Genomic DNA, 25,217 nt, shown 5'->3' with positions numbered 1-25,217 from the left:
CGTCGTCGCTGTTTCACTGGGATCAGGCGGATTACTGCCGCGTGATGCCGGGGGAGGCAACAGCCGTGAAGCATTTCCAGCGCGCAATGGCGTTCGGCGCCGTACTGGCCATGGCGGCGTGTGCTGCACCGGCGCCGCCGCAGTTGCTCACGGCAGACGGCGTGCAGCGTGCCGCGGTGGACAGCGCGGCCTTCAGGGATGAGCTGGCCAGTTTCCGGAATTCCGCCTTCACGCTGGGGGATGCCCTGCTGGCCAGCGGGGGAGAGGGCAACGTGGTTGCGTCGCCCGGCAGCCTGCTGATTGCCCTCGCCATGCTTCGCGCGGGCGCAACCGGGGAGGCCGCCGCGGAGATTGATGCCGTGCTCGGGCTCCCCGCTGCCGGCCGGGACGAGGCCATGAACGCGTTGCTCGCCTCGTTGGAGGAGTACGACGGCGACCCGGGCTCAGTGGACGAGGAAAACCCGCCCGCCAAGCCCCTGATGCACACGGCGAACGGGTTGTTTGTGGACCGGAGCACTCCTACCGGGGAGGACTACCTGAAGACCTTGGCGAAGCACTACGGCACCGGCGTGTACCCCGTGGACTTTCCTGACGAGGCCGCCACCAAGCCGGCCATGGACGCCTGGGTCAACAGGAATACGGGCGGCCGGATCGAGAAGGCGCCCGCCAAGTACGACACCAGGAACACCTTCAGCCTCCTGAACGCCGTGTATTTTGCCGGCGCCTGGGAGACCCCCTTTGCTGCTGAGGCTACGTCCGATGCCCCGTTTGCCACGGCGCAGGGAACCGCCAGCGTGCCCATGATGCACGGCTCGCAGTACATGGCGTACGCCGAGGGTGCCGGCTGGCAGGCGGTGGACCTGCCGTATGGCGAGGGGTTTGTGATGCGGCTGGTTCTTCCCGCGAGGGGTTCCGACGGCGGTGCTGCCGCCATCAAGGCGGACCTGTTGGCCGCGGTGGCAGATGCCCTGGAAGCCGCAGATCCCGTGATGGTCGACATTGCGCTGCCCACTTGGGACCACAAGAGCAGCTTTGATTTACGGGAAGTGTTCGAGCACATGGGCCTGCGCAAAACCTTGGAAACCATCACGGATTTTGATGCAATCCAGCCGGGCATGGTGCTCACCCAGGCTGCGCAGGACGCGAACATTACCGTCGCGGAAAAGGGAACGGTGGCCGCGGCCGTCACCCAGATCAACGGCATGGCCACGAGTGCCCCGGCCGAGCCCGAAAGGTCCATCACCTTCGACCGGCCGTTCCACTACCAGATCGTGCACACGGACACCGGGCTGCCGCTGTTTATGGGAAAGGTCACCGACCCGCGCTGAAAGGCGCTTGGCGGCCGGCCCAGGCAGCTTAGCGGCGGGACTTTTCCACTGCGCGGCGGACGATCGCGCCGTACGCCGCGAACAGCCGCGGCAGCACCACGTACACGGCCGCCGGGACAACCACCAGCGTGAGGGCCAGGGCACGGAGGACGGGGTGCCAGCTTTCCGTCAGCGGTGCGCTCAACAGCATGCCCACGGCGACGAGGGGAAAGATGGCCAGCCACGTGATGACTGCCCGTACGTGGATGGACGGGGAGGGGACAGCAACTGGGACGGACGCGGGAGCGGCTGCTGTAGTGACGGCGGCGGGAGCGGCGGGATTGTTCACGGGAATCTCCAACTAGACGGTTGCTTTTGCTGGAATTGACAGTAGACCCCTGCCGGGCAAAGTGCAACTACCTAGTTGGAGTCGCGTAGAATGTCGTTATGGCCTGGGACACTGAACGCACCAAAGCGCTGCTGCTGGCTGCTGCCACCGAGGAATTCAGCGAAAAAGGGTTGGCCGGTGCCAGGGTGGACCGCATCGCGGCCGCCGCCGGCGTGAACAAGGAACGCATCTACCAGTACTTCGGCAAGAAGGACGATCTCTTTGACGCCGTCCTGGCCGCGGAACTGGTCCGGGTGATGACCGAAGTCCCCATCGAGGGGCATGGCGCTGCGGCCGTGGGAGAGTACGCCGCGAAGCTCTTTGACCGTCACACCAAGGACAGTGCCCTTGCGCGGCTGCTGTTCTGGGAAGGTCTGGAGCGCGGCCGCAACACAGTGGACCGTGCCACCCGGGCAGACCATTGTGCCGCCAAGGTGGACCAGATGCTTCGCGTCCTGCCGGGCATCGACCGGACCGACGCTGCCGACCTTGTTATCACCATCGTGACGCTTTGCGACGGCTGGCCGGTGCTGCCGCAGATCGACGAACTGCTCGCCGGCACCGCACCGGACCGGCTGGAACGCCGTCGGGCCTTCATCGCCCGGACTGCCACGCACATCGCCGAAGCCCTCCTGGACGAGGCTCCGGTGGCGGCAGCCCGGCAATAGGGCAAGCAGCAGGGCAAGGGGGGATGCTAGCGCGGGCCGCCCTGCCACAGGGCATCAAACGGCGCACCCGAGGCCACGCGGTTCCGGATCCCGGCGGTAACAAACGCCTTCGCTGTCCGTGCCGCCTCCAGCGGCGCCGCGCCCTTGGCCAGTTCGGCGGTGACCGCGGCAGCAAGGGAGCACCCTGCGCCGGACACCGCCACCTCGCCCACCTTCCCGGCGCGCAGCACCTCCAGGGTCTCGCCGTCGTAGAAAACGTCGACGGCGTCCGGGCCTTCCAGCCGCACCCCGCCCTTGGCGAGCACTGCTGCACCGCTGAGCTCGTGGATACGCACGGCTGCTGCCTTCAGGGACTCCACGTCCGTGATCTCCAGGCCGGAGAGGGATTCCGCCTCGAAGTGGTTGGGCGTCACGAAGGTGGCCAGCGGAAGGATCTGCGACTTCAGCGCCTGGTCGGTGTCCAGGGCGTGTCCCGGCTCCTGGCCCTTGCAGATCAGCACCGGGTCCAGCACCACGTTGCGGAACCCGCCCCCGTCCAATGCGCCTGCCACAGTGCTGATGGTGGCCGGGCTGCCCAGCATCCCGATTTTCACCGTGTCCAGGACGGACGGCGCGCCCGACGACGGGCCGTACGCTGCCGTCGTTGCCTCCAGCTGGTCGGCGATCACCTGCTGGTCCACCGGCACGAAGCGGTGGTTCCAGCTGTCGTTCGGGTTGAAGGACACGATGCAGGTCAGGTTGGCAATGCCAAAGACCCCCAGCTCCTGGAAGGTCTTCAGGTCGGCCTGCGCGCCGGCACCGCCGGTGGCTTCGGATCCCGCGATCGTCAGGACGACGGCGGGAGCTGCTGCGGGGGACTGGACATCGGTGGAAACGGAAGTCATGGCACCATCCTGCCATCCGCCGTCGACCGTCCGCTTTGTGTGCCTGAACAGTGCCCAAGGCAGCACCGGTTCAATGGGACAATGGGGCGGACAGTGCTAATACAGCCGGCCGCCCCGCATTCTTTCCGGGCCCCGAGCGAACCACTACGAACGGAACCCCCATGCCCTCAGCCCCAGGCCAGAACGCCGCGCCCCAAACCACTCACGCCGGCAGCGGCGCCAGGTTCGCTTCCATCGGTTCCCCCTACTTCGCGATCATGCTGGCGGTGATGGCCGTGGTGCTGATCCTGTCCAACATCGGTGCTTCAAAGGGTGTGGCGATCGGCCCCATCATCACTGACGGTGGCTTCTTCCTGTTCCCGCTGGCGTACATCCTGGGCGACGTCATCAGCGAGGTCTACGGCTTCAGGGTGGCCCGCAAAGCCATCTTCACCACCTTCGCGCTGTCCGTGTTCGCATCCCTCTGCTACTGGGTGATCATCGCGCTGCCCGGCTTCGACGACGAGTACGGAATGTCCAAGCAGGCCGCGCTGGAAGGCGCCCTGGGCCCCGTTCCCCAGATTGTGGTCGCCTCGCTGCTGGCGTTCCTCGCCGGGCAGACCATCAACTCCTGGATCCTGGTGAAGATGAAGGCCCGCTCCGGGGAGAAGTCCTTGTGGGCACGGCTGATGGGCTCCTCAGGTGCGGGCGAGTTCGTGGACACCCTGATCTTCTGCAGTATTGCCGCGTCCGTCATCGGCATCACCGACTTCGGAACTTTTGTGAACTACGTGGTGGTGGGCTTCGTGTACAAGACCCTGGTGGAGTTCATTTTTGTGCCGGTCACGTCCCTGGTGATCGGCTGGGTCAAGAAGCGCGAACCGAGCTACGGCGCGTAGTTAACCCTTGAGGGTGGCGTCGAGCAGCGCCCGCAGCTCCCGGAAGTGACGTTCCGTGGCCTCGGCGTGGAAGGCCGAGGTGTCCGCCATGGAATAGCCGTGGGAGGCTCCGGGGTAGATCTCGTTCGAGGCCTCAAGGCCCGCTGACTCGAGTGCCTCGCCCAGTCGGGCAACGGCGTCGGGAGCCATACTTGGGTCGTGGTCGGCGTGGCCGAACACAAACCGGGCGCGGGCCCGGACAAGTCCGAGGTGGGGGCTGTCCGGAGCGTCGGTGGCCAGTCCGCCGCCATGGAAGCCGGCGCAGGCTGCCACCACATCAGGCCGTGCGGTTGCGGTGCGGACAGCAAGCCTGGCTCCCATGCAGTAGCCGAAGGCGCCGATCGGGCCCGGCGCGACGCCGTCGAGCCCGCCGAGCGCCTTGACCCACGCGTCCACGTCAGCCACGGCCTTGTCCGCAGTCAGCCGCCCCACCCGCGGGAAGGCGGCTTTGCCGGCGGTTTCCCTGCCTTCCGGCGTGGTCATGTCAGTGGTGGGAGCGAGCTCGGCTGCCTTGCCTTCACGGTAGAAGACGTTCGGCGCCAGGACAATGTAGCCCCAATCGGCCACCCTCTGGGCCATGTCCTGGATCCGGGGGCGCAGGCCGAGGGCGTCCATGTAGAGGATGACGCCGGGAAAGGGACCGGTGCCGGTGGAGGGACGGGCCACAAGGGCCTCGGCGGTGCCAGCTGCGGCGGGAATTTCGATGGGCATGGGGTCAGGATATCGGAACAGGCGCAGGCATTGGCTCAGGAGTAATACCGGCCCAGGGTTTCGGCCTTGAACTCGAAGAAGGTGCCGGATTCGATGGCCAGCCGGGCGTCATCCACCATTTTCACCACGAACCGCTCGTTGTGGATGGAGATCAGGGTGGCGGAGAGCATCTCCTTGGCCTTGAACAGGTGGTGGATGTAGGCCCGCGAGTAATGCGTGCAGGTGTAGCAGTCGCAGCCGTCCTGGAGCGGGCCGAAATCGCGCTTGTACTTTGCGCCGGAAAGGTTGAAGCGGCCCTGCGGGGTGTAGAACGCCGAGTTCCGGGCCACGCGGGTGGGGGAGACGCAGTCGAAGGTGTCGGCGCCGTTTTCGATGGCCGTGAAGATGTCGTCCGGCTCGGAGATGCCCAGCAGGTGGCGCGGTTTGTCCTCGGGAAGTTCCTCGTTGCACCAGCGGACAATCGTGCCCAGGTTCTCCTTTTCCAGGGCCCCGCCGATGCCGAAACCGTCGAACGGCATGGCGCCGAGGTCCCGGCAGGCCTTCCGGCGCAGGTCCTCGTACTGGGCGCCCTGGATCACGCCGAACAGGGCCTGGTACGGCTTCCCCGCCCGCGAATCCGTCAGCCGGAAGTGCTCCGCGATGCACCGCTCCGCCCACAGCCGCGTGCGCTCCAGCGATTCCTCCTGGTAGCCCCGGGAATTCTGCAGGGTGGTCAACTCGTCAAAGGCAAACATGATGTCCGCGCCGATCTGGTGCTGGACCTGCATGGAGATTTCGGGGGAGAAGCGGTGCCGGTCCCCGTTCAAGTGCGATTTGAACCAGACGCCGTCGTCGTCGATGTGGGCCAGTCGCTCCTTGCCGGGGGCCACGGCGTCATCGGGCCCGGACGCGTCAACGGATTTCATGTCGATGACCTTCTTGAACCCCGAGCCCAGGCTCATCACCTGGAATCCGCCCGAGTCCGTGAACGTGGGCCCGGACCAGTTCATAAAGGCACCCAGGCCGCCGGCCTCATCGAGGATGTCCGCGCCCGGCTGCAGGTACAGGTGGTAGGCGTTGGCCAGCAGGGCCTGCGCGCCAAGGCCCGCCATGGATTCGGGCAGCACGGCCTTCACCGTGGCTTTTGTCCCCACGGCGATGAACGCGGGTGTGCGGATTTCCCCATGGGGCGTGGTGATGGTGCCGGTGCGCCCCAGGAATTCACCGCCGTTGTCCGCAACCTGGGCGGCGGATGCAGGGCACGCCTCCGAAAGGCGGGAGCCCACCCGGAAGCCGAACTCGGACTGCCGGGACAACGCGCCGTGCAGTGCGGTTTCCCGGGCGGGGGCAGCCGCCGGGGCAGAAGGGGACGAAGCGGAAGCAGGGTTGGCTGGCACCGTACCAGTGTGCCAGCAATTGGGACTGTTCCCTCAGCTGACCGGTTCCGCCGTGGGGTAGTTCTCGGCCCGCCACGAGTCCCAGGACGCGCGGATCGCCTCAAGCCGGCCAGCGCCGAGGCCGTAGGTGGAGATAATGACCAGCGAGCCGCCGTCGGGCCGGACATCCTCGATCTTTGGCTGGTCGGCCACGATCAGCAGGCCGTCGCCGTGCTCCGCGTAGCTGTGGACTGTGAGCCCCACCTGGTGGTTGCTCCGGTACCAGACCTTCCCGGAGATCTCCTCGCCGGTGGGCAAGGTCAGCGTGTACTCAGCGCCCGGGGCGGGAACGTCCGAGAGGCCGAGTTTTTCAGTGGCGGAAACCGAACCGCCGGGCACCTGCAGGAACAGTGTGTGGCGTTTCCCGTGCGGGTGCCGTTCGAGCGCAAAGCGGAGTTGCTCCAGGAACGTCAGCCAGCCCTGGGTGATGTCTTCGTCCCAGGCGGCCCATTCCGAGTTGTGGTCCAGCGCCGCGCGGGTGATGCTGACCCGGGTCCCGTTGGGCTCGGGGTGGAGCTCGAAGACGTCGCCGCCGTGGACCGTGAAGCTCGTGTGGTCCGGTGCTTCCTCTTCGTCCCCCGAAAAGTAGATCTGTTTGATCTCGGCGTCCAGGTCCTCGGCCTGCCAGCCGTGCCATTGGGCCACTTTGGACGGTTCGCGCAGCATCGTCCAGACCTGCGGCGCGTCAGCATTGATCAAAACGCTCAGATTGTTAGTCATAGCCCCGAATGTACAACTCCGGCCCCGCGCCGGGTAGGGGTTATTTTGTTGGCTGTGGACTTCAGGCCCGGACTGCCTCAAGTTCGTTGCTGATGCGGCGTTCAAGCTCGCCCGCCCCGATGGTTTCCGAGCCCCCGTGCGCCCGCAGGAACAAGAGGGATTCGAGCCGCAGCAGCCGCCATTCGCGCTCTGCCTCGTGGTTGGAGTTATCGATGGACCGGAAGATTTCCTTGTCGTACAGGTTGGGCTCGTTGAGCGAGCGCTGCCGCACCTTGGCGGCCATCCGGGCCTTGAAGGGGTCCGTTTCCTGGTTTTCCGGGGTGCGGAGCAGCTTTTCGTAGACCTCGGCCCGCGCTTCCTGGCCGTTCTGCCGGCAGATGTAGCTGGAGAGCGCCAGGGAGGCTTCCACGGAGGCCCACCGGCCGGGGTTCCCGTCATAGGGCAGCACGTTGAGCAGGTCCGCGACGGCCAGGGAACCGTCCGAGTCCTTGAGGGTGATGAAGAGTTCGTGGGCGAGGTCGCTAATGTCTTTCAGGCAGCTGCCGGACTTGAAGTTAACCCCCTTCGCCAGCCGGTCGGCCAGCAGCAGCACACCTTCCGCGTCCGGGTGGGCTTCGGCCGCGGCTTCCACCACAGACTCCGGCGTACCCTTCGGCGCCGGGATCAGGGCAAGTTCCTCCTCGCCGGGGCCGGTGACCGCCGGCGGGACAGCAGGCAAGGGTGGCACGACGACGGCGGGAGCAGCAGGTGCCGCAGCCGCCTCTCCGCCGGGCTGCTCCAGCCCGGCCTCCTTAGCGGGTCCCGTTTCCCCGGCGGCGCCAACGGCCCCGGCAGTGCCCGCCATTCCGGAGGGGGTGGCCTGCAGCGGAAGCTGCGTGACTCCGTCGAACGCTCCGTCCACCACAGTCACCGAGGTGCCCACGGCGATGCGCAAGGTGCCTCCGCCGGACAGGCTGGCGAGGACCAGCGCGGGCGCGCCGAAATCGTCCTGCTCAAGCTCAACCTGGCGGATTTCCGCTGTCCGCTCACCGTCCGGCAGCAGGATGTGGCTGCCGGTGGTCAGAGATCCAGCCTGCTGTTCGCTGTAGTTCCGGGCGGCTGGTGTTTCGGTCATGGGAGTCCTTAAGTTCTCTTGCGGTCCGCCCTACAGTCTACAAAGGAGGGCGCCGGAAGTCGGGGACGCCGGGTGCTGCCGAGGGTGTCAGAACCCTACGCCCGCGAAGGCAAGCGCCTGCCGGATCAGGCCGCCGCGCCCGCCGCTGAACTCCATCTGTACGCCGGGGCTCAGGACTTCCTCGGGGGTCATCCAGGTCAGCTCCAGGGCGTCCTGGCGCGGTTCGCATTCGCCCGTTACAGGGATGACGTAGGCCAGGGACACGGCGTGTTGCCGCTCATCGGTGAAGCCGGTCTGGGACGGGGCAGGGAAGTACTCCGCCACCGTGAAAGGGACGGGGCTGATGGGCAGCTGCGGAAACGCCAGCGGGCCAAGATCCTTTTCCATGTGCCGGAGAAGGGCTGCCCGGATGGTTTCGCGGTAGATGACGCGCCCGGACACCAGCGAACGGACCATGGTGCCGTCCTCGTCGGCCTGGAGCAGGGTTCCCACTTCGTTGACGAAACCCAGCGGATCGAGCCGGACCGGCACAGCCTCCACGTACACCATGGGCAGCCGCCCGCGCGCCTCAAAAAGGTCTTCTTCGGAGAGCCAGCCGGGATTCGGGTCAGGTGTGCGCACGTTCATGCTTAAGTTCTACCCCATGGGACGGCGCCCGGAGACCCACACCGCCCCCGGCACGTGGTCCGCGCCGAACCCGGCGTCCGGGTTGGCCACGTGGAGGGTGCTGCCAAAGGCCTCCTCCGTCACGGTTGCCTCAAACCCCGCGGAGGCGAGGCGTGCCCGCAATGGTTCCAGGCCGCCGTCGTACTCAAAACCCAGGCCGGACCGGGGCGTGCCCGCGGCCGGACGCACCAGAAGCACCCCTCCGTTTTTGGCCGTGAAGTCGGCGGTTTCGTCAGCGTCAGGCACCGGGCGGGGACGGGCGCCAATATGCTGCAGGGTCCGTGTTGCCGAGGCTGTGTCCTCCGTAAACCAGACCCCGACGACGGCCAGGGCCGGGTCAGCGTCGGCGCACTGGGCCGTGTGGACGGCTTTGTCGGCCAGGAAAGTGAATCCGTCCGGTGCTGTGATCCGGCAGGTTTCGCCGTGGCCCGCCGTGATGATTTCCGCGGGGGTGGTTCCAGCATCCCGGGCCGAGAGGTTGGTGCGACGGGCGAACTCCGCAAGGTCACCCACCTCCACTGCGAATGCGGTGGTTCCGTCCTCGGCTGCTCCGTCCGGAACGGCGTGGAGGGCAAGGCGGCCCGAACCGGCGTCGAACACCTGCCACCCGGGCTCATTTTCGGTGCGGACCATGCCCAACTCGGTGAGCAGCAGCTCCCAGACATCGGTCCTGGACGTGAAATGGAGCGGTCGGACACGCAGCATGGTCTTTCCTTTTGTTCGGTGAAGCGGGCGTAAGGCCATGGTGCCACGGCCGGTGTCTGCCGGGGAGGGGTTGTGCCGTCGCGGGTCACAGGCAGAATAGGGCCATGGCTGTTGAACTCGAGGAACTGCTGGTGCCGGACGCCGCCGCGTGGCGCGGCTGGCTGGAGGAAAACCACAAGACCAGCCGTGGTGTGTGGCTGGTCCTGCATAAAAAGGGCGGGCAGGTCACGGCGCTGGACTATGCGGCGGCGCTGGATGAGGCGCTGTGCTTCGGCTGGATCGACGGCCAGGGCAAGAGCCGGGACAGCGAAACATCACTGCAGCGGATGACGCCGCGTGGTCCCAAAAGCCCGTGGTCTGCCCGGAATGTCGGCCATGTGGCCCGGCTGGACGCCGAGGGCCGGATGACAGACGCCGGCTGGGCAGCCGTGAATGCCGCCAAGGCGGACGGCCGCTGGGACAAGGCGTATGACGGGCAGGCCACGGCCGAGGTTCCGGCGGATCTGGCCGCCGCCATCGCTGCCGTTCCGGCCGCCCAGGCGATGTTCGATGTCCTCACCAAAACCAACCGTTTCGCCTTGATCTACCGGACCAACTCTGTCAAGCAGGCCGCCACCCGCGAACGGAAAATTGCCGGATTCGTGGAGATGCTGGCCCGCGGCGAGACGCCATACCCGCAGAAGAAGCGGCCGGCCGAGATGTAACAGTAATTGGGTCCTGGCGTGTGAACGCGTAGGGTTGATGGTTCACTTGCGCTGATGCCGCCTCCTCATCCGGGGGCGGCATTTGTGTGTTCGGCGACGGAACGATACCCATGATCCGCAAACCCTTCAAAATTTTCACCCGCATTTTCCCGGGCCGCCCCTTGTGGTGGGCAACCGCGGCGGCCGCTGCCGCCCTGGTGGTGGTCCTCTCCCTGTTCCTGTCCGGCAACGCCGGTTCCGGGGCAGGCGCCAAGGCCGGCCATGTCCTTGGCAGTGTCGCAGCTGCCCAGGCCGCTGCCCGGGAGCAGACGGGTGCCTACGCCTCGCTGTGGCTGAACGGTAACGACCGGACGCTGGCGGAGCGCGGGAAGGACATACCTGCGGAGGGCGCGGAGGATGTGCGCAGCATCGAGTGCGGCAGCGGCTGGCTGGCCGGGGTACGGATGGACGGCCAGGTTTTCCTGCGCAGCAGCGCAGCCGACGCCGTGCGGCAGGATCCGGAAGCCGTGCAGCTTCCAGCGTGCATCAGTTCCGAGGCGCGGGACGCCCTGCTCGCGGACCTGGGTGAGGAGCGGACGTGGCCTGCGGCCGATGCGGCGCAACTGCAGGCTCCTGCCGGGAACCCCGGGTACCGCCCGGCCTACCACCTCACCCCCAAGCAGCGGTGGATGAACGATCCGCAACGCCCGTTCTTCCTGGACGGCCAGTGGCATTACTACTACCTCTACAACGCCGACTACCCGGAAGGGAACGGCACCGAGTGGTTCCATGCCACCAGCGCGGACCTGGTGCACTGGAAGAACGAAGGCGTGGCCATCCCCAAGTTCCGTAACGGCTTGGGGGACATTGAAACCGGGTCAGCCGTCGTGGACACCGAGGGTACCGCCGGCTTCGGCAAGGGTGCGGTGGTGGCGATTCTTACCCAGCAGCACGACGGCGTCCAGCGCCAGTCCCTGTTCTACTCCACGGACAACGGGTCCAGCTTCACCAGCTACGACGGGAATCCCGTGATGGAGAATCCCGGTGCGCAGCACTGGCGCGATCCCCGGGTTGTGCGCGACGAAGCCAACAACCAGTGGCTCATGCTGCTCGCCGAGGGCCAGAAGATCGGCTTCTACACATCGCAGGACCTGAAGCAGTGGAACTACGTTTCGGACTTCGACCGGGAAAACCTGGGCATCCTCGAGTGCCCGGACTTCTTCCAAATGGACATCGACGGTGATCCATCCCGGCGCACTTGGGTGCTGGCTGCCAGTGCCAACGGCGCCGCGGAAGGTCGGACCACCGGGCTGGCGTACTGGACGGGCAGCTGGGACGGCAAGGGATTCACGGCCGACGGTGACCACCAATGGCTCGACGCCGGATCGGACTTCTACGCCGCCGTCACCTGGGACGACCCGCGGCTGACCGACGGGCAGCGCAAGTTCTCCCGGCACGCGATCGGGTGGATGAACAACTGGGCCTACGCCCGCGAGCTGCCTACCAAGGACTGGTTCGGCGCGGCGTCAGTGGTGCGGGACATCCGTCTGGAGTCCGACGGCGGGCGGCCGGCTTTGGTGTCCACGCCCACCCCCGCCCTCAAATCCTTGGAGGGTGCCCCGACACCGATTCCGGCGGGAATGCTCCGGGACGAGCCTGGCGAGGCCCTGTCCGTTCCGGCCGGCGGAGCGTTCAAGGTGGATGTTGAACTGGCGAAGCCGGAATCGGCGAAAGGCGAAGCCCGTGTGCTCCTGCAAAGCGGCGGCAGGACCTATGCCACCGTTGGCTACGACTTTGCGACCGGCAAAGCTTTTGTTGCCAGGGACGGCGACGACGTTGCCGGCGCCCCGCGCCCTGACGCAGGCAGCGATAAGGCCGCGGGGCGCAACACGTACAGCCAGATCCAGGCGTCAGATGGCGGCCCGGGAAGTGGAACCGTCCGCCTGACGGCCTACGTGGACAGGTCCTCGGTGGAAGTGTTTGTGGATGGCGGCAGGCAGAGCCTTACCTCGCTCGTCTTCCCGCCGTCGGGCACCAAAGAGGTGCGCGTCACGGCGGCGGGCGGTCCCGTGAGCGTCAACAGCGGCACAGTTACGCCGCTCGCGGGAATCCGCTGAGGCGCAGCCCGGTCAGGGTTCGATGGGAAACGCCACGCCTTCGCCCACCACCCGAAGGCACAGCTCCATCCCGGGCCGTGCGATGGAGGCGTTCCAGTGCCGGATGGTGATGATCTCGCCCCCGCCCGGGTACCGGTGGTCTGCACCGCCGGCAAGCTCGGGCGGAAGCGCCAGCTTCAGCCGCACCGTGGTTTCCGGGCCGAAGTAGTCCGTGTCCACCACAACGCCGCGGATGGGGCTGTCCTCGGCAATCCGGATCTGTTCGGGCCGGAGCATCAGCTGCACCCGGCCCTGGGCAGGCGGCCGGCGGACAGGGATGCCGCCCAGGGAACACGTGGCCAGCGAACCTTCCATCCAGGCATCGAGGATGACGGCGTCTCCCAGGAACTCTGCGGTGGCGCGGTCGGCCGGGCGGGTGTACACCACAAAGGGGTTGCCGGTCTGGGCAAGTTTCCCGCCGCGCATCACCGCCACCTGATCGGCGAAGGACAGGGCCTCCGCCTGGTCGTGGGTTACCAGGATGGTGGTGACGCCCGTTTCGGCCAGGACCTGGGCCACAGCCCTGCGGGTGGCTACCCGGAGGCCTGCATCAAGGGCGGAAAACGGCTCATCGAGGAGCATCAGTTCGGGTTCGCGTGCCAGCGCGCGGGCAAGGGCCACCCGCTGCTGCTGCCCGCCGGAAAGCTGGTGCGGGCGGCGCTTCGCCATGTCAGGATCCAGGGACACCATCTCCAGCAGTTCACCCACCCTGCCGGCGACGCCGCGGCGGCCTCCGGGGCGCTTTGCCGGATCCAGTCCGAACGCCACGTTCTGGGCCACTGTCAGGTGCGGGAAGAGCGCTCCGTCCTGCGCCACATAGCCGATCTTCCGCTTATGCGCCGGCACCCAGACACCATCGCCGGCCACCGTGCTGCCGTTCAGCGCGATGCTGCCAGCCAACGGTTGCTCGAAGCCCGCTATCAGCCGCAGGAGCGTGGTTTTGCCCGATCCGGAGGGACCAACGATTGCCGTGGTTCCCCCCTTGGCCACTAAAAGGTTCACCCCCCGCAGGACGTCCTGCGAGCCGAAGTTCTTGGTGACACCGGCGATCTCCAGGTGTGTGTTGGTGCTGGCTGCCACGGACGGGGCGATCCTTGGCTCCGGCAGCCGTGAGGTGGATTGTGCTGTCACTGTCCGGCCACTTTCTTGGACTGTTGGAAAAGGAGGTACGTCATGGGTGCCGAGAGCAGGATCATCAGCAGCGCATAGGGCGCTGCTCCCGCGTAGTCGATCTCGCTGCTCTTGCTCCAGAACTCGGTGGCCAGGGTGCGCGTCCCGTTGGGGGACAGCAGCAGCGTGGCGGTGAGCTCGTTGGTGATGGCAAGGAAAACCAGGGCGGCGCCGCCGGCAGCGGCAGGTGCGGTCAACCGCAGGGTGACCCGAAGGAACGCGGCCAGCGGCGGCTTGCCCAGGGACTGCGCAGCCTCGTCCAGCTCCTTGGGTGCCTGGGCGAGCCCTGCCCGCAGGCTGACCAGGGCGCGCGGGAGGAACAACAGCACGTAGGCCGCCACCAGTACGCCGGCGGTCTGGTAGATGCCCGGAACCACGCGGATGCTGACGGTGACAAAGGCCAGGCCCACCACAATGCCAGGCATTGAGCTGGTGACGTAGTTGGAGAGCTCCAGGGACTTGCTGAACCAGCTGGGGTGGCGGACTGCGAGGTAAGCCATCGGAAACCCCACAACCGTGGTGGCGGCCGCGCCGGCAAGCCCGTAGGCCAGGGTTGTGGTGAGGGCGGGCAGGAACTCCGCAGCCGCCCATACGGGCGCGCCTCCCAGGGCAGTCCAGCGCAGGACGAAGAACAGGGGAAGCCCCACGGCGAGCAGGGTCAGCGCCAGCAGGAAGGCCTGGGCGGGAAGCTGGTATCCGCGCAGCGGTAACCGCAGTGCCTTGGCCTGCGCACCGGGTCCCACCCGGGCGTACCTGGCCGAGCCGCGGCTGCGGACTTCGGCCAGCAGCAGGAGCAGGCAAAAGAACACCAGGACGCTGGCCAGCATGTTGCCCGCGGCGCCGTTGAACGTGGACTGGTACTGCACCATGATCGCGGTGGTAAAGGTATCGAAGCGGATCATGGCGAATGCCCCGTACTCAGCCAGCAGGTGCAGCCCCACCAGCAGGGCGCCGCCGGTCATGGCGATGCGGAGCTGGGGGAGTACCACCCGGAAGAACGTGGCCCAGTTGCCCAGGCCCAGCGCCGCCGCCGACTGCTCGATGGCGGGGTCCAGCCGGCTCAGGGACGCGGCAGCGGGAATGTACACCAGGGGAAAGTAGGAGAGCGTCGCAATGAGTACGCCGGAGCCCAAGCCGCCCAGGGACGGCACCGCCGAGACCCAGCCGTAGCTGTTGACGAAGGCCGGGATTGCCAGCGGGGCGGCCAGGAGCACAGCCCAGATCCGGTGCCCGCGCAGCGTTGTGCGTTCCACCAGCCACGCGCCGGCCACCCCCAGGAGGAGGCACAGCGGCACCGTAATGACGGTGAGCAGCAGCGTGTTGAGCAGCAGTTCGAGCACCCTGGGCCGGAAAATCAGGCCGACGCCGGTGTCCCACCCGGTTGCCGCGGTCATGTACGCCACGTACCCCAGGGGCACCAGGGAGAAGAAGGCGATCAGTACGGCCAGGACGGACACCGCTGAAACGCCGAAAGGCGGGCGGGGCTGCTTGCCCCGGCCCGCCGTCGTCGTGCCCTTCCCTGACGGGGGAGCCGATAGATCGGTGCTCACGGTATTAGAGGAGTCCGGCCTTGGTCATCAGATCGGTGACCTTCGTGGAGTTCAGCTTGGCTGCATCAACCGCGGGGGCCTGCAGGTCCTTGATGGGAACCAGTTTGTCGTTGGCGGCAACCTCCGACGCGATGGCGTATTCGAAGGAGGTGCCGTTCTTCAGGACTTCCTGGCCCTTCTTGCCGGTGATGAACTTCAGGAACTGCTGCGCAGCTTCAGCGTTCTTGGAGGACTTCAGCACGCCGCCGCCGGAGACGGACAGGAAGGCGCCCGGGTCCTGGTTCTTGAAGTAGTACGGAGCGACGTTCTGCGAGTTCTCGCCGGTCTTGGCCTGGTCACCGTAGTAGTAGTAGTGGTAGATGAGGGCTGCATCCACTTCACCGGCGTTGACTGCCTTCATGGCCGTGCTGTTGCCCTTGTAGGCCTTGAAGTTCTCCTTCATGCCCTTGAGCCATTCCTCAGTGGCGGCCTCGCCCTTGAGTTCGAGCAGTGCCGAAACGATGGCCTGGAAGTCGGCGCCGGTGGGCGAAGCAGCCCACTTGCCCTTCCACTCCGGGTTGGCCAGGTCAAGCATGGACTTGGGGAGCTTGTCCTCGGTGAGCTTGTTCTTGTCGTACACCAGGACGGTGGAGCGGGCGGCGATGCCGGTCCACTTGCCGGTGGAGGGAACGAACTCTGCGGGGACCTGCTTGAGGGTTTCTTTGTCAACGTCGGCAAAGAGGCCAGCGTTTTCGACCTGCGTCATGGCGGGGGAGTTCTCAGTGAGGAACACATCCGCCGGCGACGCGGCGCCTTCCTGGATGATCTGGTTGGACAGCTCAGTGTCCGAACCCTGGCGCATGGTGACCTTGATGCCGGTCTCGGCCGTGAAGGCGTCGATCCATTCCTTGGTCAGGCTCTCATGCTGGGCGTTGTATACGGTGATGCCGCCCGACTCTGCTGCTTCGGATGTTCCATTGGCTGCGGGGGTACCACTGCCGCCACAGGCGGACAGGCCGAGGGCGGCGCTGGCGGCGATTGCGATGCCAGCCAGGGCGCGGTTGCGGATCTTCATTAAGGAGCTGCTTTCTGGGGAAAAGTCTCGGGGAACGAAGCCCCCATGGGCTTTCGGAGAAGATGCCCACGCAAGGAACTGTAGGGTAGGCAAACCTAAGAATATAGCCGGAAGCGGCTATTTGTGACGAGGCTCTCAAAAATTACGTGACTATGGCGTGACTTAATTCCTGATCCTTGACTCCAGGGACGCGGCCGCTTCCAACGTCATCCATGCCTGGAGCTGGGTGGAAAGTTCCACGGCGTTTCCGGGCGGGTACAACTGGTCCGCCGGCTGGTCCGCCTGCATCGAAAAAATGCTTGCAGCATGTCCGGGGCTGCCGGCCTCGATGCTCTCCACAGGGCGCCGTCCGGTCCAAAAAGCAGCTGCCGTATTCCTGACCAGCCCGGACGCTGCTTCCCGCGTACCCGCAGGGAGCCGGCTGTCCGCAGCAGCCAGCGCCAGGTACCGGCACAGGATCCCGGTGAAGAGCCCGCCGTCGCCCGTTCCTTCACAGCGAAGGACCGGCCCGGCCCCGCCTGATTCACCTGCCGGAACAGTCAGGCGGCGCTCCACCGCCGCCACCAGTGCAGCCGCCCTGGCAAGGTTCGCCTCACCGCCCAGCTCAAGGAGTGCGCCCAGGACAGGGCCTTGGTTGTAGGTGTAGACGGCCCGCTCGATCACCACATTCCCGTCCGGGCCCAGCCGGGCGCCGTCAAGGTACAGGCCCTGCTCCTCGTCCAAGAGGGTCGCATTTAGCCAGTCCAACAGCCGTTGCGCCTTCGCCGGCTGCCCCGTGCGGGCATAGAAGAGGGCAACTGGTGCGGTGGCCGGCGTGTTCTTGAAATCGCGTTTCTTGCTCCAATAGGAACCGCCGCCCAGGTCATCAGTGCACGCCGCATCGAACTGGAGGGTGAGGGTCCTGCGGACGGCCTCGTTGCGCCGCCGCCCCGGCCGGCGCGTCTCCTCCGCGAGTGTGTCCAGCCGAAGGGTGGCCAGGGCAAGCCAGGCCATGTCGTCGTAGTAGTTGTTGACGAACGTCAGGGCGTTGCGCAGCCGGATCCCGGTCATCAGCCGGGAGGCGAGCCTTCCGGCGCTGGGATGCTCCGGGCCGTTGAACCTTGCGGCAGGGGTGGCGGCGTTGTCCAGTTCCCGGCGGCCCGCATCCACCAGGCAGTCAACGTAGTGGGCCTGCCACCAGTAGTGCCAGGGCTGGAGCAGTTTGCCCTTGATGTCGTCGCGCCAGCCGGGAACGGGCCACTGGACGGCGCCAAGATGTGTGCCCGGCAAGAAGAACAGCCTCCTGCCAAAGAGTGCGGTGACTGACAGTGCGGCCTCGTTGGCCCTTTCGTGCCAGTCAACGGGAGTGGAAGCATCCGCGGAAGTCATGGCATCCACCCTAGCCGCGCCCACGGCAGGGCCGGGCAACGCCGGATGGTGCGTGGGCGGGGTGATTTCAGTTAACATTCACTAACTAACGCTTCGTGGACTTCGGCCGGAGCGCGCGCACATCAAGGAGGATGTATGGACGTCACAGGCAGCGTTGCGCTGATCACGGGAGGTGCCTCGGGTCTGGGCGCAGCTACTGCCCGCAGGCTGTTCGGCGCCGGAGCCTCGGTGGTTCTTGTTGACCTTCCATCCTCTGCCGGTGAAGCGTTTGCCGCGGAGCTGAACGGCGGAACAGCAGACAGCGGCGAAACGGATCAGTCCGCCGTCTTTGTCCCCGCGGACGTCACCAACGAAACGCAGGTGCAGGCCGCCGTCGACGCCGCCCAGGAGCTGGGCCCGCTCCGCATCGTGGTGAACTGCGCCGGCATTGCCACCCCGGGCAAGGTGTTGGGCCGGGATGGCGTGCTTCCGCTGGAGGCGTTCAACCGGGTGATCCAGGTCAACCTCCTGGGTACGTTCAACGTGCTGCGGCTGGCAGCGGCAGCCATGGTGTCCACCGAGCCCGTCACCTCGGAGCTGGGTGGACCCGAACGCGGCGTCATCATCAATACCGCCTCGGTAGCAGCTTTTGAAGGGCAGATCGGGCAACCCGCCTACGCGGCCTCCAAAGGTGCCGTGGCGGCGATGACCTTGCCTGTTGCACGGGAGCTGGCGCGCTCGCTGGTGCGGGTGGTCACCATCGCGCCGGGGATTTTCGAAACACCCATGATGGCGGGCCTGCCGCAGGAAGCCCAGGATTCGTTGGGCGCCCAGGTGCCGCACCCCTCGCGGCTGGGCAAGCCTGCCGAGTACGCGAACCTCGTGGCGCATATCGTGGACAACGCGATGCTGAACGGCGAGACCATCCGGCTGGACGGCGCCATCCGGATGGGACCGAAATGACCCTTCCTAAAACTGACGCGTTGCCGTCGGCGGATTTTTTCGCCGTCGAATCCCTGCTGAACCAGGCGGAGCGGGACAAGCTGGCTGAATTGCGGGAGTTCCTGGCCGCGGAGATCGCTCCCTATGCCGGCGACTGGTGGAACAAGGCTGAATTTCCGGCGCACATCCTGCCCAAACTCGCGGCCCTGCAGCTGAGCACCCCTGCGCAGCGGGGATACAGCCACCTGTTCGCCGGCCTGGTGATCGCCGAGATGACGCGGGTGGACACGTCCATTGCCACGTTTTTCCTGGTCCATCACGATCTCTTCGTTGAGTCGCTGTACGCCTTCGGCAGCCCAGGCCAGAAGCGGCGGCTGCTGGACGACGCCGCAAACCTGCGGATCACCGGCGCGTTCGCCCTCACCGAACCGAACCATGGTTCTGATGTGGCAGGCGGCATGGAGACGCGCGCCCGGCGGATTTCTTCCGCAACAGGCAGGGCCGACGACGGCGGAGACACCTGGGTGCTGAACGGTGCCAAGCGGTGGATCGGCAACGGGACGTTCTGCGACTACATGCTGGTGTGGGCGCGCGACGAGGCGGACGGTTCGGTGCGGGGCTTCATTGTTGATGCCACCCTGCCGGGGGTTACCCGGACGCGGATCGAAAACAAGATCGCGCTGCGGACCGTGCAGAATGCGGACATCGTCTTCGACGACGTGCGGGTAGCTGAGGCGGACCGCTTCGCCGCCATCAGCAGTTTCGATGACACCAACGAACTGCTGCGCGGCTCGCGAATCATGGTGGCCTGGCAGACGGTGGGCCAGCAGCTGGCGGCCTTCGACGTCGCCCGGCAGTACGCCGTGGAGCGCCAACAATTCGGCCGCCCGCTGGCACAGTTCCAGCTGGTCCAGCAGCAATTGGTGACCATGCTGGGCAACGCCGTGGCCAGCATGGGCATGATGGCCGGGCTTGCAAGGCTGCAGGAGGCCGGCGCCGCGGACATGCCGCAGGTGGCGCTCGCCAAGTCCTACCTGAGCGCGCGGATGCGTGAGACCGTGGCCCTGGGGAGGTCAATCCTGGGCGGAAACGGGATTGTCACCGATTACCGGATGGCGAAGATCTTCTCGGACGCGGAGGCCATCTACACGTACGAAGGATCGTTCGAGATCAACACCTTGATCGTGGGGCGGGCCATTACCGGACTTTCGGCGATCGTCTGACGTTCCAGTGGTTGAGCAAGTCGGATTTCGACAGGCTCAATCACCGGGATTCCGGCGGGTTCACTCACCGGGATTCCGGCAGGTTCACTCACTGGGGTACGGCTGCATCTCGCCGGCCTCCACGCGCACGTCCAGCGAGTTGTTCTTCACCGGCATGGGGCAGGTTCCATAGGGCGTAAAAGCGCTGGGGTAGTTGATGGCCCGGTTGAAATCGAGGACCACGGATGGGTTTCCGGCCGCATCGTGCCGTGGCCGGGGCATGGTGAGCTTGCGCCAGTCGTCGGTGGTTTCGCCGTTGGTTTCGTCGTGGAACGTGACAGTCAGGGCCCCGAGCTTTTCCTCCTCCGCCTGCAGCCGCATTTCGTGCGGACTTCCCGGCACACGGAACACCACCTCGCCCACTGTCCGGTGGATGCCGTCCACCAGCGGGTTGGCAGTGGCGATCGGAATGTTTACCGGCTCCGGATAGGGCTCGAACCGGCCAGTAATTTCCCAGTCCGGGTTGTACGGGTAGGTGGGAACGCCCTGGAATTCGGTGAAAACAGGGGATTCCGAGTCCCTGGTCCGGATGGCGTAGCGGCCGCCCCGCATGGCCAGCTCAACCACCACCCGGGCGCCGTCCTTACCACCGAACTGGACCCACATCAGTGATTCTTCGTCGGCGAGGGACGCCGTTATGGTCCCAGCCACCGATTGCCCTGACTCCACCAGCGTCAAACCGTCCGCGGGCACTGCGGTGAGTGACGCCGTCGTACCGTCCGTGGACCAGAGGCCGGGCACCAGGTCGACGGCGGCCGGAGAGTCTTCAAGCCACTGGAAGGACGTGAGGGTCAGCCAGCCGTGGCGGGCGGCCAGGGCCTTGTCCCGGTTGTCGCGGAAGCGCTGCCAGCGCTCGGCCTTGGCGGCTGGAATGGTGTTCATGGTTCCCTTCGGAGGTTCGTTATGCCCCGGCTACAACGGCACTGTACCGGCTTTCGTTCCGTAGAACGCGGCTCCTGGATGCCAACCCCGAGGCCGTCCGCACTGTTGAATAGTGGCGTGGATATCCTGGGAACAATAAGCACTGACTGGCTCAAAGCCCTGACCTGGATCGCTGCCCTGGTGTGCGGGGCGGCGATGCTTGCCTGGCGGCGGCGCCGGCCGGACCAGGCGCTGCTGGCAGCCTTGCTGGTGTTTATCGCCGCGAGCGTGGGCGCCGGAATTTACGTCCTGAACCACGTGGGTGACCAGCGGTGGGGCAGCACCGGGCAGGAAGTCCGCCCGCCCAACCTGACGGAGGCCCCGGTGGTGGGGGACTTCCTGAAGCCGCTGCAAGGGGCCCTCGGGGACATGGCGGACGGCGTCAACGGCTTTATGGACTTCCAGTCCGCGCTTCCGGTGGCTCTCGACTTTTTCGCCGCGGCCGGCTGGGCCTTTGCAGCGTGCGTGCCGGTGGGCCTGCTGGTCCTGGCAGCCAGCATGCGGGCGGTCAGGCGGCGTAATGCCGAACTTGCCGCCTATGGCAGCGAAGTGGCGGGTCTGCGGGCGGAACTTGAGCGCGTGAAGCGGCACGTAGGTTACCTTCCCGAATGACATTATCTGAGACGGATTCCCCGGTGACGCCGCGCTGCGGGTAGCATCTTTAGCTAGTAACGTGGCTCACAGTATCCAGCGCAGTGTACGAGCCCGGTCCGAAACCCTCGAAAGATAGCTTCCATGGCTCACACTGCAGCACATCCCGAATCAGACCTTGCCTCCGAACTGAGGGCAGACGTCCGCCGTGTCTCCACCCTGCTGGGCGAATCCCTGGTCCGCCAGCACGGGCCTGAGCTCCTGGACCTGGTGGAGCAGGTCCGCCTCCTCACCAAGGAATCCAAAGAAGCCGCCCGCGGCGGCGCCGATGCCACCGGCCCCTGGAGCGCGCACGACGTCGTGGCACAGGTCCGCGAACTCCTCGGCTCCCTGCCCATCGAGCAGGCCACGGACCTGGTGCGTGCCTTCGCCTTCTACTTCCACCTCGCCAACGCCGCCGAGCAGGTGCACCGGGTGCGGGGCCTGCGGACCCGCGCGGAGAAGGACGGCTGGCTGGCCAAGACCGTCAACGAGATCGCCGCCCAGGCCGGCCCCAGCGTCCTTCAGGAAGTAGTGAACGGGCTTGATGTGCGGCCCATCTTCACCGCCCACCCCACCGAGGCCTCCCGCCGTTCCGTGCTGGACAAGATCCGCAAGCTTTCCGACGTCCTGGCCCAGCCCACGGCCGAAGGCACCACGGCCCGCCGCCGCCAGGACCGCCAGCTGGCCGAAATCATCGACCAGATGTGGCAGACCGATGAACTCCGCCAGGTCCGGCCCACCCCGGTGGACGAGGCCCGCAACGCCATCTACTACCTGGGCGGCATCCTCACCGACGCCATGCCCGAAATGCTGGCCGAATTTTCCGAACTGCTGGGCGAGCACGGCGTCAGCCTGGCGTCCAAGGAAGCCCCCATCCGGTTTGGCTCCTGGATCGGCGGCGACCGCGACGGCAACCCCAACGTCACCGCGGCAGTGACCCGGGAAATCCTGCAGATCCAGAACCAGCACGCAGTCCGGATCAGCATCGCCATGATCGACGAACTGATCTCCATCCTCTCCAACTCCACCACCCTCGCCGGGGCGGACCAGCAACTGTTTGAGTCCATCGACGCGGACCTGAAGAAGCTGCCGGGCCTGGACCGCCGGGTTCTTGAGCTGAACGCGCAGGAGCCTTACCGGCTGAAGCTCACCTGCATCAAGGCCAAACTCATCAACACCGGCAAACGCGTCGCCGCAGACTCCAACCACGAGCACGGCCGGGACTACAACGGCACCGACGAACTCCTGGCGGACCTCGAACTACTGGAACTCTCGCTCCGCAACCACTCGGCGTCGCTCGCCGCGGACGGTGCCCTGGCCCGCGTCCGCCGCGCCATCGCCTCCTTCGGCCTGCACCTGGCCACCCTGGACATCCGCGAACACGCCGACCACCACCACGACGCCGTGGGCCAGCTGATGGACCGGATCGGCGGCCCCGGCCTCCGCTACGCCGAACTGAGCCGTGAGGAACGCTTCGAGGTGCTCGGTTCCGAGCTCGCCTCCCGCCGTCCGCTGTCCGGCCACCCCATCAAGCTCGACGGCGCCGCTGACGGCACGTACGACGTCTTCCGTGAGATCCGCCGGGCCCTGCGCACCTACGGTCCGGACGTCATCGAGACGTACATCATCTCCATGACCCGCGGCGCGGACGACGTCCTCGCCGCCGCCGTCCTGGCGCGCGAAGCCGGCCTGGTGAACCTCTTCGGCGAAAAGCCCCACGCGAAGATCGGGTTCGCGCCGCTGCTGGAAACGGTGGAGGAGCTCCGCGCCTCGGCCGAGATCGTGGACCGGCTGCTGTCCGATCCGTCCTACCGCGAACTGGTGCGGCTGCGCGGGGACGTCCAGGAGATCATGCTGGGCTACTCGGACTCCAACAAGGAATCCGGCGTGATGACCAGCCAGTGGGAGATCCACAAGACCCAGCGCAAGCTGCGGGACGTGGCTGCCAAGCACGGCGTCCGCGTGCGCCTGTTCCACGGCCGCGGCGGATCCGTGGGCCGCGGCGGCGGACCCACCTACGACGCCATCCTGGCCCAGCCCAACGGCGTCCTGGAAGGCGAGATCAAGTTCACCGAGCAGGGCGAAGTCATCTCGGACAAGTACTCGCTGCCAGAACTGGCCCGCGAAAACCTCGAGCTGTCCCTCGCCGCCGTGCTCCAGGGCTCGGCCCTGCACCGCGATCCGCGGACCTCTGCGGACCAGCGCGAACGGTACGGGCACGTCATGGAAACCATCTCCGATGCCGCCTTTGACCGGTACCGGAAATTGATCGACGATCCGGACCTGCCCGCGTACTTTATGTCCTCCACCCCTGTGGAGCAGCTGGGATCGCTGAACATCGGCTCCCGCCCCTCAAAGCGCCCGGATTCCGGTGCGGGCCTCGGCGGCCTGCGCGCCATCCCGTGGGTGTTCGGCTGGACCCAGTCCCGCCAGATCGTGCCGGGCTGGTTCGGCGTCGGCTCAGGGCTCAAGGCTGCCCGCGAGGCCGGCAACACCGCCCAACTGGTGGACATGTGGGAGAACTGGCATTTCTTCCGGTCGGTGCTCTCAAACGTGGAGATGACGCTCGCCAAGACGGACATGGACATTGCCGGATACTACGTGTCCACGCTCGTCCCGGAAGACCTGCACCACATCTTCCGGGCCATCCGGGAGGAGTACGAGCTGACCGTGGCGGAGGTCCAGAACCTCACCGGCGAGCGGCTGCTCCTGGACGCCCAGCCCACGCTCAAGCGCTCCCTCGAGATCCGCGACCAGTACCTGGATCCGATCAGCTACCTGCAGGTGGAACTGCTGCGCCGCGTGCGCGCCGAAAGCGGCACCATCAGCGAAGGCGAGATCGATGAACGTCTCCAGCGGGCCATGCTGATTACTGTCAATGGCGTGGCAGCAGGCCTCCGCAACACCGGGTAACCAGCAACGCTCTCTCACTTGATGCGGCTTTTTCCTTAACGCCCTCTCACTCTGAAGAGAGCGTTAAGAATTTCCCGACATTAAGTGAGAGAGGGTCTGGGTAGGGTTGAAGGCATGCCTTCGTTCCAAACCCGCCTGAAGATCACCGGGCTGCGCCCCGGCAACCCGCCCGAAGCCGTGATGGACGCAGCGGTGGAGGCGCTGGGAACACGGCACCACGTGGAGTCCAACCAGCTGCAGATTGCCGGCGGCGTCCCGCAGCTGAACCTGCGCTTCCTCGTGGAGGCGACCGAATACAGCGGCGAGAACCGCCAGGCGGTCGAATCGGCAGCCATGATGCGCGACGCCGTCGAACGCGTTGCGCTGACAGGTTCCCTCACGGTCCTGCGGCGCAGCCGCGGCCGCTGGATGCCGCTCTAGACTCCGTTACGGCAGGGGCGGCTCGGGTTCTTCGACGACGGGGGACCGGTTGCCGCGGCGCCGCGTAACAATAATTCCGACGACGACGCCGATCACCAGCCCCAGCCCCACCCCGATCAGGGAGCTGGCCCAGAACGGCAGGCCGGTGGCCGATCCGGTGAAGTAGCCCAGGCCCACCAGCCAGCATGCCCAGAACACGGCGCCGAGTCCGGCGCACAGGCTGAAGCCGCGGACGGAAACGTTGGCGATCCCCGCGGCAGCCGAGGTGGCCAGCCGTCCGCCGGGAATGAACCTGGCTCCGATAATGGCGCCGTAGGTGGAAGATCGCCCGGCCTTGGCCAGGGCTTCGTGGATCCCGGAATGGACGCGGCGGCCCCATCTCCAGCGGTCAAGGACGTGGCTCAGCCGGCGCCGGAACAGCTGGAACACCACCATGTCGCCCAGCCAGGACGCCAGGGCGGACAGTGCGACCACCAGGAACACGTTGGCCCGGCCGTCCGCGGACAGCGCTCCGCCGGTGATCACCACCATCTCGGACGGGATGGGCGGGAAGATGGCATCGCCCAGCACGACGGGGATGATCCAGAAATAGATGGCCGCCCCCCAGCTGTCAGCGCTGCCAAAGTCCATGGCCACAAGGTATCGCAGATTGGTCCTGCCGGGACCACAGG

At 66.4% G+C, this 25,217-nt stretch carries 24 protein-coding genes; 10 read left to right on the top strand and 14 right to left on the bottom strand.

The genetic code is table 11. From position 1 onward, the window contains the following. Nucleotides 1-86 precede the first annotated feature (86 nt). Nucleotides 87-1,328, top strand: coding sequence for a serpin family protein (locus BMX78_RS18245; protein ID WP_091422509.1), 1,242 nt, complete (start codon nt 87-89; stop codon nt 1,326-1,328). 28 nt (nt 1,329-1,356) lie between these two features. On the opposite strand, the gene BMX78_RS18240 is transcribed toward BMX78_RS18245, so the two are convergent. After that, the gene (locus BMX78_RS18240; protein ID WP_091422430.1) at nt 1,357-1,656 is read right to left on the bottom strand and encodes a putative antibiotic biosynthesis monooxygenase; all 300 of its coding nucleotides are present in this window, start codon (nt 1,654-1,656) and stop codon (nt 1,357-1,359) included. A 98-nt stretch (nt 1,657-1,754) separates the two neighbouring features. Here BMX78_RS18240 and BMX78_RS18235 point away from each other — a divergent pair, with 98 nt between their 5' ends. Next, on the top strand, nt 1,755-2,363 hold the full coding sequence (locus BMX78_RS18235; protein ID WP_091422428.1) for a TetR/AcrR family transcriptional regulator: 609 nt from the start codon (nt 1,755-1,757) through the stop codon (nt 2,361-2,363). A 26-nt stretch (nt 2,364-2,389) separates the two neighbouring features. Here BMX78_RS18235 and BMX78_RS18230 read toward each other — a convergent pair whose 3' ends face one another. Then, nucleotides 2,390-3,247 (bottom strand): hydroxymethylpyrimidine/phosphomethylpyrimidine kinase, encoded by an 858-nt coding sequence (locus BMX78_RS18230; protein WP_091422426.1) that lies wholly within the window; start codon nt 3,245-3,247, stop codon nt 2,390-2,392. Nucleotides 3,248-3,408: 161 nt separating this feature from the next. On the opposite strand from BMX78_RS18230, the gene BMX78_RS18225 reads away from it, so the two are divergent. Continuing rightward, nucleotides 3,409-4,125: a queuosine precursor transporter gene (locus tag BMX78_RS18225; RefSeq protein WP_091422423.1), complete on the top strand. Its 717-nt coding sequence runs from the start codon at nt 3,409-3,411 to the stop codon at nt 4,123-4,125. On the opposite strand, the gene BMX78_RS18220 is transcribed toward BMX78_RS18225, so the two are convergent. The 6 genes from BMX78_RS18220 to BMX78_RS18195 form a co-directional block, all read right to left on the bottom strand. Continuing rightward, the gene (locus BMX78_RS18220) at nt 4,126-4,875 is read right to left on the bottom strand and encodes a dienelactone hydrolase family protein (protein WP_091422421.1); all 750 of its coding nucleotides are present in this window, start codon (nt 4,873-4,875) and stop codon (nt 4,126-4,128) included. It abuts the gene before it with no gap. A 35-nt stretch (nt 4,876-4,910) separates the two neighbouring features. Further along, nucleotides 4,911-6,251 carry a tRNA guanosine(34) transglycosylase Tgt gene (gene tgt / locus BMX78_RS18215; protein WP_091422418.1) on the bottom strand — a complete coding sequence of 447 codons (1,341 nt, stop codon included), beginning with the start codon at nt 6,249-6,251 and terminating at the stop codon, nt 4,911-4,913. A gap of 33 nt (nt 6,252-6,284) precedes the next feature. Then, nucleotides 6,285-7,010 (bottom strand): SRPBCC family protein, encoded by a 726-nt coding sequence (locus BMX78_RS18210; RefSeq protein ID WP_091422417.1) that lies wholly within the window; start codon nt 7,008-7,010, stop codon nt 6,285-6,287. Nucleotides 7,011-7,071: 61 nt separating this feature from the next. Further along, the gene (locus BMX78_RS18205) at nt 7,072-8,124 is read right to left on the bottom strand and encodes a DUF6707 family protein (protein WP_091422414.1); all 1,053 of its coding nucleotides are present in this window, start codon (nt 8,122-8,124) and stop codon (nt 7,072-7,074) included. Nucleotides 8,125-8,211: 87 nt separating this feature from the next. Next, nucleotides 8,212-8,751, bottom strand: a complete 540-nt coding sequence (locus BMX78_RS18200) for an NUDIX hydrolase family protein (RefSeq protein WP_050056434.1) — start codon at nt 8,749-8,751, stop codon at nt 8,212-8,214. A 9-nt stretch (nt 8,752-8,760) separates the two neighbouring features. Beyond that, nucleotides 8,761-9,495, bottom strand: a complete 735-nt coding sequence (locus BMX78_RS18195; protein ID WP_091422412.1) for a hypothetical protein — start codon at nt 9,493-9,495, stop codon at nt 8,761-8,763. A 104-nt stretch (nt 9,496-9,599) separates the two neighbouring features. Here BMX78_RS18195 and BMX78_RS18190 point away from each other — a divergent pair, with 104 nt between their 5' ends. Further along, on the top strand, nt 9,600-10,199 hold the full coding sequence (locus BMX78_RS18190; protein WP_091422408.1) for a YdeI/OmpD-associated family protein: 600 nt from the start codon (nt 9,600-9,602) through the stop codon (nt 10,197-10,199). A gap of 110 nt (nt 10,200-10,309) precedes the next feature. Further along, nucleotides 10,310-12,295 carry a glycoside hydrolase family 32 protein gene (locus tag BMX78_RS18185; RefSeq protein WP_091422407.1) on the top strand — a complete coding sequence of 662 codons (1,986 nt, stop codon included), beginning with the start codon at nt 10,310-10,312 and terminating at the stop codon, nt 12,293-12,295. A gap of 12 nt (nt 12,296-12,307) precedes the next feature. On the opposite strand, the gene BMX78_RS18180 is transcribed toward BMX78_RS18185, so the two are convergent. The 4 genes from BMX78_RS18180 to BMX78_RS18165 all read right to left on the bottom strand — a co-directional run bounded on the left by BMX78_RS18180 (nt 12,308) and on the right by BMX78_RS18165 (nt 17,476). Further along, nucleotides 12,308-13,465 carry an ABC transporter ATP-binding protein gene (locus BMX78_RS18180; protein WP_170850871.1) on the bottom strand — a complete coding sequence of 386 codons (1,158 nt, stop codon included), beginning with the start codon at nt 13,463-13,465 and terminating at the stop codon, nt 12,308-12,310. Continuing rightward, the gene (locus BMX78_RS18175; protein WP_170850870.1) at nt 13,462-15,054 is read right to left on the bottom strand and encodes an ABC transporter permease; all 1,593 of its coding nucleotides are present in this window, start codon (nt 15,052-15,054) and stop codon (nt 13,462-13,464) included. Before BMX78_RS18175 ends, BMX78_RS18180 begins: the two co-directional genes overlap by 4 nt. 4 nt (nt 15,055-15,058) lie before the next feature. Continuing rightward, on the bottom strand, nt 15,059-16,108 hold the full coding sequence (locus tag BMX78_RS18170; protein WP_091422404.1) for an iron ABC transporter substrate-binding protein: 1,050 nt from the start codon (nt 16,106-16,108) through the stop codon (nt 15,059-15,061). Nucleotides 16,109-16,270: 162 nt separating this feature from the next. After that, a complete protein-coding gene (locus BMX78_RS18165) occupies nt 16,271-17,476 on the bottom strand; it encodes a glycoside hydrolase family 76 protein (protein ID WP_091422402.1) in 1,206 nt (401 codons plus the stop codon). 135 nt (nt 17,477-17,611) lie between these two features. Between BMX78_RS18165 and BMX78_RS18160 the strand changes: the two genes are divergently transcribed. Together BMX78_RS18160 and BMX78_RS18155 are read left to right on the top strand one after the other, a co-directional pair. Further along, nucleotides 17,612-18,418 (top strand): 3-hydroxyacyl-CoA dehydrogenase, encoded by an 807-nt coding sequence (locus BMX78_RS18160; RefSeq protein WP_091422400.1) that lies wholly within the window; start codon nt 17,612-17,614, stop codon nt 18,416-18,418. After that, complete coding sequence (locus BMX78_RS18155; RefSeq protein WP_091422398.1) at nt 18,415-19,620, top strand: acyl-CoA dehydrogenase family protein; 1,206 nt, start codon at nt 18,415-18,417, stop codon at nt 19,618-19,620. Before BMX78_RS18160 ends, BMX78_RS18155 begins: the two co-directional genes overlap by 4 nt. Nucleotides 19,621-19,704: 84 nt before the next feature. Here the strand turns inward: BMX78_RS18155 and BMX78_RS18150 are convergent, their stop codons facing one another. Continuing rightward, complete coding sequence (locus BMX78_RS18150) at nt 19,705-20,541, bottom strand: DUF1684 domain-containing protein (protein ID WP_091422395.1); 837 nt, start codon at nt 20,539-20,541, stop codon at nt 19,705-19,707. Between the two features lie 117 nt (nt 20,542-20,658). Between BMX78_RS18150 and BMX78_RS18145 the strand changes: the two genes are divergently transcribed. The 3 genes from BMX78_RS18145 to BMX78_RS18135 all read left to right on the top strand — a co-directional run bounded on the left by BMX78_RS18145 (nt 20,659) and on the right by BMX78_RS18135 (nt 24,546). After that, nucleotides 20,659-21,192 (top strand): hypothetical protein, encoded by a 534-nt coding sequence (locus BMX78_RS18145; RefSeq protein WP_091422393.1) that lies wholly within the window; start codon nt 20,659-20,661, stop codon nt 21,190-21,192. A gap of 123 nt (nt 21,193-21,315) precedes the next feature. Beyond that, nucleotides 21,316-24,126: a phosphoenolpyruvate carboxylase gene (gene ppc, locus BMX78_RS18140; RefSeq protein WP_091422391.1), complete on the top strand. Its 2,811-nt coding sequence runs from the start codon at nt 21,316-21,318 to the stop codon at nt 24,124-24,126. Nucleotides 24,127-24,240: 114 nt separating this feature from the next. After that, entirely contained in the window at nt 24,241-24,546 is a 306-nt protein-coding gene (locus BMX78_RS18135) for a hypothetical protein (RefSeq protein ID WP_091422388.1), read from the top strand. A gap of 6 nt (nt 24,547-24,552) precedes the next feature. Here BMX78_RS18135 and BMX78_RS18130 read toward each other — a convergent pair whose 3' ends face one another. Beyond that, nucleotides 24,553-25,176 (bottom strand): DedA family protein, encoded by a 624-nt coding sequence (locus BMX78_RS18130; RefSeq protein ID WP_091422503.1) that lies wholly within the window; start codon nt 25,174-25,176, stop codon nt 24,553-24,555. Nucleotides 25,177-25,217 lie beyond the last annotated feature (41 nt).

Origin of the sequence: Arthrobacter sp. OV608 (assembly GCA_900110595.1) — a bacterium.
Taxonomy (GTDB): domain Bacteria; phylum Actinomycetota; class Actinomycetes; order Actinomycetales; family Micrococcaceae; genus Arthrobacter.
Note: the sequence above shows the minus strand (reverse complement) of the source record. Positions and strands in the feature narration are given on the sequence as shown.

Bases quoted from the DNA above. Each gene is read 5' to 3' on its own strand.
- BMX78_RS18245 (WP_091422509.1), top strand. From the start codon at position 87: ATGGCGTTCGGCGCCGTACTGGCCATGGCGGCGTGTGCTGCACCGGCG.
- BMX78_RS18235 (WP_091422428.1), top strand. From the start codon at position 1,755: ATGGCCTGGGACACTGAACGCACCAAAGCGCTGCTGCTGGCTGCTGCC.
- BMX78_RS18230 (WP_091422426.1), bottom strand. From the start codon at position 3,247: ATGACTTCCGTTTCCACCGATGTCCAGTCCCCCGCAGCAGCTCCCGCC.
- BMX78_RS18225 (WP_091422423.1), top strand. From the start codon at position 3,409: ATGCCCTCAGCCCCAGGCCAGAACGCCGCGCCCCAAACCACTCACGCC.
- BMX78_RS18220 (WP_091422421.1), bottom strand. From the start codon at position 4,875: ATGCCCATCGAAATTCCCGCCGCAGCTGGCACCGCCGAGGCCCTTGTG.
- BMX78_RS18210 (WP_091422417.1), bottom strand. From the start codon at position 7,010: ATGACTAACAATCTGAGCGTTTTGATCAATGCTGACGCGCCGCAGGTC.
- BMX78_RS18205 (WP_091422414.1), bottom strand. From the start codon at position 8,124: ATGACCGAAACACCAGCCGCCCGGAACTACAGCGAACAGCAGGCTGGA.
- BMX78_RS18200 (WP_050056434.1), bottom strand. From the start codon at position 8,751: ATGAACGTGCGCACACCTGACCCGAATCCCGGCTGGCTCTCCGAAGAA.
- BMX78_RS18195 (WP_091422412.1), bottom strand. From the start codon at position 9,495: ATGCTGCGTGTCCGACCGCTCCATTTCACGTCCAGGACCGATGTCTGG.
- BMX78_RS18190 (WP_091422408.1), top strand. From the start codon at position 9,600: ATGGCTGTTGAACTCGAGGAACTGCTGGTGCCGGACGCCGCCGCGTGG.
- BMX78_RS18185 (WP_091422407.1), top strand. From the start codon at position 10,310: ATGATCCGCAAACCCTTCAAAATTTTCACCCGCATTTTCCCGGGCCGC.
- BMX78_RS18170 (WP_091422404.1), bottom strand. From the start codon at position 16,108: ATGAAGATCCGCAACCGCGCCCTGGCTGGCATCGCAATCGCCGCCAGC.
- BMX78_RS18165 (WP_091422402.1), bottom strand. From the start codon at position 17,476: ATGACTTCCGCGGATGCTTCCACTCCCGTTGACTGGCACGAAAGGGCC.
- BMX78_RS18160 (WP_091422400.1), top strand. From the start codon at position 17,612: ATGGACGTCACAGGCAGCGTTGCGCTGATCACGGGAGGTGCCTCGGGT.
- BMX78_RS18155 (WP_091422398.1), top strand. From the start codon at position 18,415: ATGACCCTTCCTAAAACTGACGCGTTGCCGTCGGCGGATTTTTTCGCC.
- BMX78_RS18150 (WP_091422395.1), bottom strand. From the start codon at position 20,541: ATGAACACCATTCCAGCCGCCAAGGCCGAGCGCTGGCAGCGCTTCCGC.
- ppc (WP_091422391.1), top strand. From the start codon at position 21,316: ATGGCTCACACTGCAGCACATCCCGAATCAGACCTTGCCTCCGAACTG.
- BMX78_RS18135 (WP_091422388.1), top strand. From the start codon at position 24,241: ATGCCTTCGTTCCAAACCCGCCTGAAGATCACCGGGCTGCGCCCCGGC.
- BMX78_RS18130 (WP_091422503.1), bottom strand. From the start codon at position 25,176: ATGGACTTTGGCAGCGCTGACAGCTGGGGGGCGGCCATCTATTTCTGG.